This is a genomic window from uncultured Thiodictyon sp. (genome assembly GCF_903828115.1).
GTDB lineage: Bacteria > Pseudomonadota > Gammaproteobacteria > Chromatiales > Chromatiaceae > Thiodictyon.
The window spans coordinates 1-11,718 of record NZ_CAIKKU010000703.1; the positions used below are offsets into that span (position 1 = coordinate 1).

Sequence of the window (11,718 nt, forward strand, 5' to 3'; positions counted from 1 at the left end):
ACGCCGCGAGTTCCGCGGTGTCTGCCTGTGGAGGGGAGGGCGCTGGCGCGGGCCGCAAGGTCCGCGTGAAACCGGCCCCCGTGAAGCAGGAAGTCAACTTTATTCATGTTTACGCATGAATTTGTAAGTTTGATAGAACGGGACAACGAGCACGGCCAGCTCGGCGACGGCACCGACACCGATCGTTCGATTCCGACCCGGGTCCTGAGCGCCGTCGCGGCGGCGGCCGCCGGCATGAACCACACCTGGCCCGCAAGACCGACGGCAGCCTCTGGGCCTGGGGGCGCAACCTGCGCCGCCAGCTCGGCGACGGCACCAGCACCGAGCGCCGCAGTCCGGTGCGGGTGGTCGTGGTGGCCCCTTAAGCAATCCGATCGTTGGACGATGAATAACGATCGCCACGATTTCCAGGTCAACGGGGGGCAGCGGCTCCAAGGATGTGATGCAGACTGCCGCCGACCGCTGCGCGCAGAGTTTGGCCCCGACGCAGGGCCGCAAAGGTGTTTAGGATAATACCAAGGCTCAACCATTGGTTCCCAGCGCCTGGGGTTGGATTTGGTCTCGTTGATCAGCACCAGTTCCGGGCCTAAGACCAGGGCGTCGTACTCACGGGTCTCCCCGCCGAAGCGGCGCATCCGTGCCGGGCCTCAAGTCCCGCGGCGTCGGATCAGCGCCCGCCCATCCGCGACGAAGACCAGCGCGAAGAACAGGGCGAGCAGCGCGAGCCCCACGGGCAGCGGGCCCCAGCCAAGCCCCCCCACCAGCACCCGACTCGCCCCATAGAGTCCGAGCCCCAGGGCCAGATACCCGAAGACCCGCTTGAGGTCGTAGGGGACCGGATAATACCGTCGCCCCAGCAGGTATGAGATCACGACCATAGCGCTGTAACAGGCGAGATGCGCCCAGGCCGCGCCGGCATAGCCATAGCGCGGGATCAGGGTGAGCAGCACGCCGACGGTGATGGCCGCGCCGATGAGTGAGACCGCGGCCCCCAGCAGGGTCCGGTCGGTGAGCTTGTACCAGATGGAGAGGTTCACATAGATGCCGAGCAGCAGGTTGGCGAACAGCAGCACCGGGACCACGCTCAGGCCCTCCCGGTAGGCCGCCCCGACAAAATACTGGAAGACGTCCAGGAACAGGGTGACCAGGAGAAAGAGAAAGACACAGCAGATGACGAACCAGTTGAGCACGATGGCATAGACGCGGCGGGCGTCCTCGCGCCTGGCATAGGCGAAGAAGAAGGGCTCGCCGGCGTAGCGGAAGGCCTGGATGAAGAGCGTCATCAGGATCGAGAGCTTGTAGCAGGCGCTGTAGATGCCGAGCTGCGCCATGTTGGTCGCGTCATCGTAGGGCAGCAGGTACTTGAGTGCCGCCCGGTCCAGCATTTCATTGACGATCCCCGCCAGGCCGATGACCACCATCGGCAGGGAATAGCGGATCAGGCGGCGCAAGAGGGCGGAATCGAATCCGGCCAGCCCACCCCGGAACTGGGGTGCCAGCATGAGGAGCTTGAGCAGGCTCGCCGCCAGGTTGGCGATGAAGACATAGCCGATCCCGATGCCGGGGTCCCACAGGCGGCCCGGGAGGGAGCCGGGGTCGGTCTCGAAGGCCGCCTTGAGCCCCAGGATGAAGAAGAGGTTGAGCCCCACGTTCAGCGCGATCTCGAGCACCTTGATCAGCGCAAAGCGGACCGCCCGGTTTTCCGCCCGCAGCCGCGCGAAGGCGATGGCACCGATGGAGTCGAGCGCCAGGATGGCGGCGCACCACCAGATGTACTCGGGGTGCAGCGGGTGGCGCAGCAGGTCCGCGGCGGGCTGGCGCAGCAGCCAGGCGCCGAGCAGGAAGGCGAGGTTCGCGACCAGCATGACGCGCAGGGCCGTAGCGTAGACCACGGCCGGCGCCTGCTCGCCGCCGGCGCGGAAGCGAAAATACCCGGTCTCCAGCCCGAAGGTGAGAAGCACCGCCAGAAAGCCCATGTAGGCGTAGAACTCCGCCACCACACCATACTGCGCCGGGGCGAAGGTGTAGGTCAGCAGCGGTACCAGCAGGTAGTTGAGGAAGCGTCCCAGGACACTGCTGACCCCATAGATGGCGGTCTGGGAGGCAAGGCGCTTGAGCGGGTTCAAATGGGCGGATTCCGGGACTGGGGGCGGGTGGGCATTCTAGCGCGCCCGCACGGCGTGCGGTGCTGGCCCGGCCGCGCGCGACACCGACACCCCCTGGGTCGACAACCTCTGCGTGTCGCACAAGCCCCGAAGGGGCATCACATACCAGCCCAGGGCAAGGCCCTGGGTTTGAGGTTTGTAACGGAGCCTAGCCCTGAAAGGGCGTGACAACGGGGTGTCCGCCGATAGGTCACGCCCTCTCAGGGCTAAGTCGATAGAAAACGATTCTATCCCAGGGGGTTGCCCTGGGCTGGTAGGTTCGACCCCGTTGGGGTCGGGACGCAACAGACGCTGGAACAGGGTACTCGGGGTCCGCAGGAGAAGTTTGAGCGAGAGCAGGCGGACTGGCACTTCTCGCGCGAGATGGCCGGGACCCAGTGCAGCAGATCGGCGCGCTCCGCGAGTCCCAGCCCGGGCGGGTGGCCATCCTGGATCGCTTCGTTGAGCGGTATCTGAGGTCCCCACCGGGCGCTGCCCTCGTCGGCGGCAAGGTGCCGCTCAGGCGCGGATGAAGGACATGAACTCGGCGCGGGTGAGTTGGTTGGTCTCGAAGGACCCGCGCATGGCGCTGGAGACGGTGGTGCTGCGCTGCTTCTGGACCCCGCGCATCATCATGCAGGTGTGACTCGCCTCCATGACCACGGCCACACCATGGGCGCCCAGGTGCTCGATCAGGGCGTCGGCCACCTGGTTGGTGAGGCGCTCCTGGACCTGGAGACGGCGGGCGAAGCAGTCGACCACCCGGGCGACCTTGGACAGACCGACCACCTTGCCGTTGGGCAGATAGCCGACGTGGGCGTGACCGAAGAAGGGCAGCATGTGGTGCTCGCACATGGAGTAGAACTCGATGTCGCGGATCACCACCATCTCTTTCACGTCCTCGGCGAACAGTGCCTTCTTGATGATCTCCGCGGCCGAGAGCTGATAGCCGCTGGTCAGGAAATCCATGGCCTTGGCCACCCGCAGTGGGGTACGGCGCAGACCCTCCCGGTCGGGGTCCTCGCCGATTTCCTGCAGCATGGAGCGTACCAGGGCCTCCTTCTGGCGGTCGTAGACCTCCTCTTCGGACTCGGCCTCGAAGGTGGCCGCGTAGCGCGCCTCGGCAAGGACCTTGGACAGCTTAGGTTTTTCTGACATGGGTAGGGCCCTGTGGTTGCGGTCTGCCGGGTGCTGAACCCGCGGCGGTCGAACATGATCCTTCAGTAAGAATGGGGGTAAGTGCGCAAAATGGAACGACCTGGACCGAAACTTCCGCGGCCCGGTCGCGGCGAGCGACCGCTCCACTTCGCGTTCGGTCCGGGTGCTGTTGGAGCAACCCCTGGCGGGGCGGCGCGCCGCGCGACTTCACCACCGCGGCCCGGTATGGCGCCAGCGGCGGCGCCGGGTTATCACGGAATAGGATGCAAAGCGTGTCAGACCTGGGCTACCCTTACCAGCGTGCAGAGCAAACACCCAAGAGGCCCCCATGAGCGACACCGCCGTCACGATCGATCCCATCGCCGACCTGACCCAGCGTATCGGCAACCGCCTGCGTGAGGCCCGTCACGATCAGCAACTGTCGCTGAGCGAACTGGCCGAGCGCACCGGCTGTTACTCCAAGTCCCGCATCAGCAATTATGAGCAGGGGCTGCGGCGGATGGGTCTGGAGGAGTCCATGGTCCTGGCCGCGGCCCTGGGCACCGTCAGCCCCACCTGGCTCCTGTGCCTGGACGACAACCCCGCGCTCGACCAGGACGAGGTCGCACTGATCGCCCGCTATCGCGCCACCGACGACGACAGCCGGGTGCGCCTGCGCGAACTGGCGCAGACGCTGCCCGCGGTCAAGTCCAAGCGCGCCAAGAAGCCGTAGGGCGGTTGACCGGCCGCCCGCGGGCGGCTCCAGTCGGTGGCGGCAAGGCCCCCGAATGCGCACTGAGTCCGCGCCAGACGCGCGGACAGTGACGCCGACTCAGTATGGCGACCTAAGGGTTGCGGCCTAAGGATTGTGGGCAATCTGCGGGCGCAGTGCGGGGACCACATCGGCGAGCGCGATGTCATGGGTCGGGGCCGCGAAGAAGGGGCCGCCGGCCTCCGGGTCGAGTGCATACCAGGTGGTGGCAAGGACTGATACGACCAGCCAGAGAATCAGTTTAGGTGACATTTTCTTGCTCCCGTCGCTGCATTGGGCGGCACTCTTGGGATGCTTTTGCGTGTAGCCAAACTATGGCCCGAGGCATGAATCCCCTCTGTGATGGGCGTCAGGGATCGCAGAAATATGTAAAGGTCCTGTTACGGACGGGGCGGCGGAACATCCGCCGATGGGTTTTGGCCCCCCGTAAACCGCGAGTTTTTTGGTCAGTCAAGGGGCGCACCGGGACCGCGGCCGGCGGGGAAACCTGGCGCAGGGCTTGCCCGATCCAGGGTTCGGATACGCTGCCCAGCGACCTTGCGTTGCCTTGCGCAGGCCGGCATCCATAGCGGTCAACGCGCCGTGCTGGTGCTCGGCGCGCCCTGGGCGGCAGGCGACATCCGGTTGCAACTCTACTGGGGCTTGTTGTCCTGCTTGGTCTTTTTCGCGGCGCGCTTCTCCTTCAGGTTCAGACCGGATTTTTTCTTGGTCTCTTTCTTGGGGCTGCGTTCTTTGGTCATGCTGTTTGCTCCTGGTCAGTGCCGTACTTGGTTGATTGGAAAATGCCTTAGGGCCGCGGTTGGACACTTGCGGCGATCGGTGGCGCGGGGCCGGATGCGGGCGGCGCCCGCCGCGCTGATGCTGCGCGGGGTGTCCGTCGCCGCCCGGATCGGCTGGCCGCCAGCCGACCGCATCGCGGTGCCGGGCGCCGCTCCCGCGGTCCCCGCACATGCGGGGCGCGCCATCTGCTTTTCAACGCCGGCTAGTCCTCGCTACGCTGATAGGCGTCCGCCAACTGTTTCTGGATCGCGGCCGGCACCGGCTCATAGCGGCTGAGCTCGATGCCGTAGGTGCCCTCGCCCCCGGTCAGGGCCTTCAGACGGGCGTCATAGCCGCTCAATTCCGCCAGCGGTACCTCGCCGTCGATGACAATGCGCCCGCCGCTCTGGGACTCGCTACCGCTGATGCGTCCCCGCCGTCCGGACAGGTCGCCCGCCAGGTCGCCCATGCAGGAATCCGGGGCGACCACGCGGATCTTGACGATCGGCTCCAGGATCACCGGCCGCGCCTTGTCGATGGCGTCGATGAAGGCCTTGCGCCCGGCCGTGGAGAAGGCGATGTCCTTGGAGTCCACCGGGTGGAACTTGCCGTCATAGACGGTCACGCGCACGTCCTGGAGCGGGTAACCGGCGATGGCGCCGTCGGCGAGCACCTGGCGCACGCCCTTTTCAATCGAGGGGATGAAGTTGCCGGGGATGACCCCGCCCACGGTGGCGTCATCGAACTCGAACCCCGCCCCGCGCGCCAAGGGCTCCACCCGCAGAAAGACCTCGCCGAACTGACCGGCGCCGCCGGTCTGCTTCTTGTGCCGATGGTGCCCGTCGGCCTTGGCGGAGATGGTCTCGCGGTAGGGGATGCTCGGCGGGCGGGTCTCCACGTCCACATGGAACTGCTCGGAGAGCCGCCGCAGCAGGACCTTCAGGTGCAGTTCCCCCAGACCGCGCATGATGGTCTCGTTGGTCGCGGCGTGGTGCTCGACGTGGAAGCAGGGGTCCTCGGCCTGCAGCTTATGCAGGGCGTCGTTGAGTTTCTGTTCGTCACCGCGCTTAGCCGTGGTGATGGCGAGCCCGAACAGGGGCACCGGGCACTCCATGGTGCTCAGGTGGTGATGGTCCTCGTCGTGGGAGTCGTGCAGCACCGCATCGAAGTGGATCTCGTCCACCCGGGCCACGGCCAGGATGTCCCCGGGGACGCCGTCCGCCACCTCGATCTGCTCGTTGCCGTTGAGCCGGAACAGGTGATTGACCTTGAACGGCTTGCGGGCGTCGCCGATCAGCAGTTGGCTGTTCTGGCTGATGCGTCCCTGGTGGATGCGGAAGATGCCGAGCTTGCCGCGGAAGGGGTCGTTGATGATCTTGAACACATGGGCCAGCGCATGTTTGGTCGGGTCCGGGGCGACCGTGACCGGCTCCAGCGTGGCACCCTCACCCTTGAGGTAGACCGGGGGGTTGCCCTCAGACGGGTTGGGCATCAGGCGCACCAGGATCTCCAGCAGCTCCGGGATGCCGGCCCCGGAGGTGGCGGAGCAGTAGCAGATCGGGATCAGATGACCCTCGCGCAACGCCGTCTCGAAGGGGTCATGGAGTTGCTCCGGCGCCAGGTCCTGCCCCTGTTCGAGATAAATCTCCATCAGGGCCTCGTCGACCTCCACCACCTGGTCGATGATGTGCCCGTGGGCCTGGGCGACCGAGGAAAAATCCGCACCCTCGCCCTGGGGCTGGAAGAAGCAGTCGATGACTCGGGAGCCGCCGTCCGCTGGCAGGTTGATGGGCAGGCACTCGGCGCCGAAGGTCTCGCGGATCTGGGTCGTGAGCACACCCAGATCGACGCCGGGGGCATCGATCTGGTTGACGATGATCAGTCGACACAGGTGCCGGTTGTCCAACAGCTTCATGACCCGCTGGGTGATGGACTCGATCCCGGCCTGGGCATTGATGACCACGGCGGCGGTCTCGACTGCCGGCAGCACCGAGATGCTGCGCCCCAGGAAATCCGGATAGCCGGGGGTGTCGATGATATTGATGTGCTTGCCCCGGGTGTCGAGGCTGGTGATGGCGGAGTCCAGCGAGTGCTGCAGCTCCTTCTCCAGCGGGTCGAAGTCGCACACCGTCGTCCCCTTGGTGACGCTGCCCGGTGCGGGGATGGCGCCGGCGGCGGCAAGCAGGGCCTCCACCAGGGTGGTCTTGCCGCTGCCGGCGTGCCCGAGCAGGGCGATGTTGCGGACGTCCTCGGCGTTGTAATCAGACATCGGAGATCCTGTGTTGCGTGGTGGCTGGCGTGACGGGGCGGCGCGGCTCGAGGGGATCGGTGTTGCGCCTCCCGACCGGTCTCGTCATGAACGTGAAATTATACCGTAACTCCCCGGTCGGACCGGTGGGACCGTGCAGATTACGCGGGGCCCGAGCGCCCGGCGTCAACCGGGGCGGGCGCGTCGGGCGCAACGGGGCATCAGGATTCCGGTCGTCGACCCGCGAACTGCGCACGCAGTTGCGCCAGTTCTTGCTCGGCCTGACGGCGCCCTCGCGCCTCCGTCTCGGCACGCTGCTCGGCAACGCCTCTGGCTTGCGCCTCTGCCGTGGCGCGCTGTTCAGCTCCTTGTCTCGCCTGGGCCTCGGTTTCGGCACGCGCCTCGGCTTCACGTCTGGCCCGCGTCTGCGCCTCGGCCCGCTGCTCGGCCTCCCGCCACTCGGGGAGCACGAAGTCGGCATAGACCGGGTCGCGGACCATCGCCTTGGGCTCGGGTTGTGTGAGCAGATCGGTCAGCCGGAATTGCAGACCGGGCAGGACCCGCGAGCGGATGATACCGTCGTCGGGCACGATGGGGACATAGAGACCCGCGGCCGCGCGGGTGAAAAACGCCTGACGCTCGGGCTCCCGATGCAGGATGTAGTACTCGGGCACCCCCCCGGCGGCATACTCGGCCTTCTTGGTGACCGTATCGCGCTCGCTGCCGCGGCGCTCCAGGTCCGACAGGGCCTCGATGCACAGGTCGAAGACACCGTGGTAGGAGGCATCCAAGGGCAGCAGCGGCTGGGGGTTGGTGTTGCACACGACCCCGAAGTCGGGCTTGCGGATCACGGTCCCGGTCGGCAGCTTCAGGCGGAAGCCCATCTCCAGGGCCACCATCCGGGCGATCGGGCGGGTGCGCAGGAAGTACCGCAAGAGTTCGACGAACCAGCCGTAAACCAGAAAGGTCCCGTAGTCGGACACCGGCTTCTCCTCCAGACGACCGTTGTTCCACTCGTAATGGATGTCCGATTCCAGGTAATACTCCTTCCAATAGGTCTCCTCCGAGACCCGCAGGCCGTCCGCGGAGCGGGGCTCGAAGGCGACCTCGGGCGCCAACCCGGGCGGGCGGGCGATGGCGCGTGGCGGGGCCTGGTGCGCCGGTGCGTCGAGGGTCGCGGCGGTTGGGCACATAGCGATGGGCCTTGCTTGGGAATTGCCTGCAAGCAAGCCTAGCACGGGAGGGCGGCCCTCGTCGTCGGGTCGCGGATGGCACGGTCAAGGATTTTCGGGCGGAGTTGTTGGGGGCCGGGTGAACCTCGTACGGCTCCGGGGCCTTCGTCAACCGGGGCGAGACGCCCCGACTCCTTCCGGTAAGATTATGAAAATAAAGGCAAAAAAAGGCGGCCATTCGGCCGCCGAAGGACGCACAGCTAGGGAGGGGTAAAACCGTCTCTAGGGCGATTTTGTCCTCATAACCCGATGACCAGGTAAGGTAGCAGAGAGTTCCACTCAATCAGCCTCACAGGTTGTATTCTCTTGCCGGTCCGCGGTCGCCTTGCTGGGGCTGGTGCGGGGCCCGGACCGCCGATTATCGGGTACAAAATTACCAAAGTTTCATCTCAGGGCCAAGCGGGGCGGCCCGGGGTCCATTGTGCGACCGAATCGCCGATAATGTTCCCACACTGGTTGATAATTTAGCAGGCCCGCGGAGGCAGAAGATGATACTGGTTCTCAAATCTGACGCATTCGATGAGGGTGGCGAGATTCCCCCTAAGTATACCTGCGAAGGGGCGAATGTTTCCCCTGGACTTTACTGGCAGGGCCTCCCGGAGGGTACCGAGAGTCTGGTCCTGATCGTCGATGACCCGGACGCCCCGGACCCGGCCGCTCCTCGTATGGTATGGGATCATTGGATTCTCTACAACCTCCCGCCCACCGCGGCCGGACTGGCCGAGGGTGTCGGCGTCGCGGCCCTGCCCACGGGGTGCGTCGCGGGGCTAAACAGTTGGGGTCACACCGACTACGGCGGTCCCTGTCCGCCCAGCGGCCGTCACCGCTATTTCCACCGGTTGTACGCCCTGGACACGGGCTTGCCGACCGAACTGGGTAACCCCACCAAGAACGACCTGCTGCTGGCCATGGAGGACCACATCCTGGCCTATACCGCGCTGGTCGGCACTTACCGGAAGCTCGGCGATCGGTTCTAGGGCCTCACGCGGTCGATCGCCACGACGACCGCGGAGCCCCCGGACGCCTTGACCGGGCCGGCTTCACCCTCCAGGTCACCGGCGGCCGGCGTGGCCTGCCCGCTCTTGGAGATGCGGGCACCGACCAGGACCTCCGGGTAGCCGGAGAGGCGCAGGGTCGGGATGACGGCCATGCTGTCGTCCAGGCTGAGGGTCGCCGGCAGATCGGCGACCTTGAGGCGCTGCACCGCCAGCGGCATGGGCGGTCCGGCCGGGGCGCGGGCGAAGACGAACACCGTGTCGTCGGGGGCGGCCTGGGCGGCCAGCGCAGGGGCGAGCGTGACGCTCACCTGGATGCGCGCCCCGGCGTCCCCGGCCGCGGTTTCCGCCTGACCGGCGACCGCCGCCGGGGCGGGTGGGGCGGCGTCGGCGTTCGGTGCCGGTGCCTCGGCCGCGGCCGACGGCGTGCCCGCCTGGCCCTGGGCCTCGGCGATCATCGCACCGAGTTGCTGCGCCTCCTGCCCGGCCGGGTCCAATTCGCTCAAGAGCCCCTGCCAGGTCTGTACCGCCGCGCTGAAGCGCCCCTCCTGATAGTCCAGCATCCCGGCGAGCCAGCGGGCATTGGGGTTGGCGGGTTCCAGGCGCAGGGCGGTGCGGATCAGTTCCGCCGGGCGACCGCTCAGGCGGTTACCCGCGTTGGCGCCCAGGGCCTCGGCGTAGGCGGCGAGCACGCCGGCCTGTTCGGGGGCGAGTTGGTAGGCGCGCTCCAAGGCCTCCAGGCCCTTCGCCGGCTGCGCGATGGCGAAGTAGGTGCGCCCCAGCATCAACCAGCCGTCCAGGTTGTCGGGGGTCTTCTGCATCCGTTCGGCCAGCCCCTGCGCCAGGACCTCCAGGGACTGTGTCGCCTGAGGGTCGGCCGGCGCGGCCTCGCCCGTCTCAGCCCCGGCCGCCTCGATCCGCGGGATGACGCCCTGATCACCCAGTTGCAGATAGGCAAGCACGGCCGCCACCGGCAGCGCGACGCCCAGGATCAGGGCCAGGATGGGCGCCCGGCCGTCGCCGGTCCGGCGTGACGCGGCGACGCCCCCGGGGGCCGCGTCCGCGTCCCCGCCCAAGTCATAGAGCAGTTCCCGCTCCAGGTCCTTGCGGGCCGCGTCGTATTGTTCCCGGACCAGGACACCCGCCGCCAGGTCGCCGTCCAATTCGTCGCGGCGGCGCCGAAAGACCTCCAGGTTCAACTGCCCTTGGCTCAGCGCCGTATCCGCGGTCGGGACGCGCAGCAGCGGCCAGACGATAAAGAGCACGGCCAGGCCCGTGAGCCCGGCGGCGAGTATCCAGAAGATGATCATTTGGCTGGTTCTTTGGGGTCGCCGGTCGCGGCGAGAAGTTGCTTGATACGGGCCTCGTCGGCCGTGCTCAGGGTTTCCGCCGGCGCAGTGCCCTGGCGGCGCAGGGCCCGCAGCAGGAAGAAGCCGCTGATGGCGACCAGGGCAATGGGGCCGAACCACAGCAGATAGGTGGACGGTTTGACCGGCGGCTCATACAGGACGAAGTCGCCGTAGCGATCGACCAGGAAGGTCGTGATCTCGTCCTGGGACTTGCCCGCGCGCATCATCGCATAGACCTCTTTGCGGAGATCCTGCGCCAGGTCCGACTGGGACGCGGCCAGGGACTCGTTCTGGCACACCAGACAACGCAGCTTGCTGGTCAGGTCACGGAAGGCCTGTTCCTGGACCGGGGTGTCGAAGCTGAACTCTTGGAGGGTGAAGGCAGTGGCGCCCCCCCCGGCAATCATGGCGGCCAGCAGGGCGGGGGCGAGGAGGCGTCGCGGGCTCATGGGCTATCCCTTGGGTGTGTATTTCGTGATCACCGGCAGCATCTCGTTCCGCCAGACCTGGTCGTCGATCGGGCCGATGCGCTTGTGGCGGATGATGCCCGCGGGGTCGACGATGAAGGTCTCGGGTGCGCCATAGACTCCCAGGTCGATCCCTACCTTGTTGGTCGGGTCGTAGAAGATCATGGCGTAGGGGTCACCGAAGCGGTGCAGCATCGCGAGCGCCGCCGCCCGCTCGTCCTTCCAGTTGAAGCCGACCACCTGCACCCCGGACTCGCGTGCAACGCGCACCAGTTGCGCGTGTTCCTGGCGGCAGGACGGGCACCAGGACGCCCAGACGTTCACCAGTGAAACCTTGCCCTTGAGGGCCTCGGAGCTGATCAGCTTGCCCGGTTCCTTCAGCGACTCAAGCTCAAAGGCCGGCAAGGGCTTGTCGACCAGCGGCGAGGGGACCTTGCTGGGGTCCAGTCCGAGCCCGTAGAAGAGCAGGGCGGCGAGCGCCAAAAAGGCACCGAGCGGTACCAGGTAGCGGGTGGTGGAGCCTGCCATCATCGATCCTCAATCCGAATTAATACAATGGTACGGGACTTCCGGGGGCGTCGTTGTCGTTGTCGTAATCGTGGTCGGATTATTCGA

Annotated in this window: 11 protein-coding genes and 1 pseudogene; 4 read left to right on the forward strand and 8 right to left on the reverse strand. The window is 66.7% G+C overall.

Annotation, left to right across the window (positions count from 1 at the left end; genetic code table 11):
- Nucleotides 1–105: 105 nt before the first annotated feature.
- Both QZY48_RS35045 and QZY48_RS35050 read left to right on the forward strand, forming a co-directional pair.
- Nucleotides 106–234: pseudogene (locus tag QZY48_RS35045) on the forward strand (RCC1 domain-containing protein); the annotation flags it as partial.
- An 11-nt stretch (nt 235–245) separates the two neighbouring features.
- Nucleotides 246–365, forward strand: a complete 120-nt coding sequence (locus tag QZY48_RS35050; protein ID WP_366929787.1) for an RCC1 domain-containing protein — start codon at nt 246–248, stop codon at nt 363–365.
- A gap of 282 nt (nt 366–647) precedes the next feature.
- Here the strand turns inward: QZY48_RS35050 and QZY48_RS26485 are convergent, their stop codons facing one another.
- A complete protein-coding gene (locus QZY48_RS26485) occupies nt 648–2,126 on the reverse strand; it encodes a polysaccharide biosynthesis C-terminal domain-containing protein (RefSeq protein ID WP_295436537.1) in 1,479 nt (492 codons plus the stop codon).
- Nucleotides 2,127–2,663: 537 nt separating this feature from the next.
- Nucleotides 2,664–3,302, reverse strand: coding sequence for a GTP cyclohydrolase I FolE (gene folE / locus QZY48_RS26490; RefSeq protein WP_295436538.1), 639 nt, complete (start codon nt 3,300–3,302; stop codon nt 2,664–2,666).
- Between the two features lie 328 nt (nt 3,303–3,630).
- Here folE and QZY48_RS26495 point away from each other — a divergent pair, with 328 nt between their 5' ends.
- Nucleotides 3,631–4,014, forward strand: a complete 384-nt coding sequence (locus QZY48_RS26495) for a helix-turn-helix transcriptional regulator (RefSeq protein ID WP_295436539.1) — start codon at nt 3,631–3,633, stop codon at nt 4,012–4,014.
- A 126-nt stretch (nt 4,015–4,140) separates the two neighbouring features.
- Here QZY48_RS26495 and QZY48_RS26500 read toward each other — a convergent pair whose 3' ends face one another.
- The 3 genes from QZY48_RS26500 to QZY48_RS26510 all read right to left on the reverse strand — a co-directional run bounded on the left by QZY48_RS26500 (nt 4,141) and on the right by QZY48_RS26510 (nt 8,253).
- Nucleotides 4,141–4,305 (reverse strand): hypothetical protein, encoded by a 165-nt coding sequence (locus QZY48_RS26500; RefSeq protein WP_295436540.1) that lies wholly within the window; start codon nt 4,303–4,305, stop codon nt 4,141–4,143.
- Between the two features lie 730 nt (nt 4,306–5,035).
- Nucleotides 5,036–7,081 (reverse strand): elongation factor G, encoded by a 2,046-nt coding sequence (gene fusA / locus QZY48_RS26505; RefSeq protein ID WP_295436541.1) that lies wholly within the window; start codon nt 7,079–7,081, stop codon nt 5,036–5,038.
- 200 nt (nt 7,082–7,281) lie between these two features.
- On the reverse strand, nt 7,282–8,253 hold the full coding sequence (locus QZY48_RS26510; protein WP_295436542.1) for a Uma2 family endonuclease: 972 nt from the start codon (nt 8,251–8,253) through the stop codon (nt 7,282–7,284).
- A 527-nt stretch (nt 8,254–8,780) separates the two neighbouring features.
- Here QZY48_RS26510 and QZY48_RS26515 point away from each other — a divergent pair.
- The gene (locus tag QZY48_RS26515; RefSeq protein ID WP_295436543.1) at nt 8,781–9,269 is read left to right on the forward strand and encodes a YbhB/YbcL family Raf kinase inhibitor-like protein; all 489 of its coding nucleotides are present in this window, start codon (nt 8,781–8,783) and stop codon (nt 9,267–9,269) included.
- Here the strand turns inward: QZY48_RS26515 and ccmI are convergent.
- The 3 genes from ccmI to QZY48_RS26530 are packed head-to-tail and all read right to left on the reverse strand — an operon-like array spanning nt 9,266 to nt 11,631.
- Nucleotides 9,266–10,597: a c-type cytochrome biogenesis protein CcmI gene (gene ccmI, locus QZY48_RS26520; protein ID WP_295436544.1), complete on the reverse strand. Its 1,332-nt coding sequence runs from the start codon at nt 10,595–10,597 to the stop codon at nt 9,266–9,268. The two genes, QZY48_RS26515 and ccmI, sit on opposite strands and share 4 nt — an antisense overlap.
- Nucleotides 10,594–11,085, reverse strand: a complete 492-nt coding sequence (locus QZY48_RS26525; protein ID WP_295436546.1) for a cytochrome c-type biogenesis protein — start codon at nt 11,083–11,085, stop codon at nt 10,594–10,596. Before QZY48_RS26525 ends, ccmI begins: the two co-directional genes overlap by 4 nt.
- Before the next feature lie 3 nt (nt 11,086–11,088).
- Nucleotides 11,089–11,631 carry a DsbE family thiol:disulfide interchange protein gene (locus QZY48_RS26530; protein WP_295436547.1) on the reverse strand — a complete coding sequence of 181 codons (543 nt, stop codon included), beginning with the start codon at nt 11,629–11,631 and terminating at the stop codon, nt 11,089–11,091.
- Between the last annotated feature and the right edge of the window lie 87 nt (nt 11,632–11,718).

Excerpts from the sequence above, each read along its gene's own strand:
- QZY48_RS26510 (WP_295436542.1), bottom strand. The coding sequence starts at position 8,253 with ATGTGCCCAACCGCCGCGACCCTCGACGCACCGGCGCACCAGGCCCCG.
- QZY48_RS26530 (WP_295436547.1), bottom strand. The coding sequence starts at position 11,631 with ATGGCAGGCTCCACCACCCGCTACCTGGTACCGCTCGGTGCCTTTTTG.
- QZY48_RS26515 (WP_295436543.1), top strand. The coding sequence starts at position 8,781 with ATGATACTGGTTCTCAAATCTGACGCATTCGATGAGGGTGGCGAGATT.
- fusA (WP_295436541.1), bottom strand. The coding sequence starts at position 7,081 with ATGTCTGATTACAACGCCGAGGACGTCCGCAACATCGCCCTGCTCGGG.
- QZY48_RS26525 (WP_295436546.1), bottom strand. The coding sequence starts at position 11,085 with ATGAGCCCGCGACGCCTCCTCGCCCCCGCCCTGCTGGCCGCCATGATT.
- QZY48_RS26500 (WP_295436540.1), bottom strand. The coding sequence starts at position 4,305 with ATGTCACCTAAACTGATTCTCTGGCTGGTCGTATCAGTCCTTGCCACC.
- ccmI (WP_295436544.1), bottom strand. The coding sequence starts at position 10,597 with ATGATCATCTTCTGGATACTCGCCGCCGGGCTCACGGGCCTGGCCGTG.
- QZY48_RS26495 (WP_295436539.1), top strand. The coding sequence starts at position 3,631 with ATGAGCGACACCGCCGTCACGATCGATCCCATCGCCGACCTGACCCAG.
- folE (WP_295436538.1), bottom strand. The coding sequence starts at position 3,302 with ATGTCAGAAAAACCTAAGCTGTCCAAGGTCCTTGCCGAGGCGCGCTAC.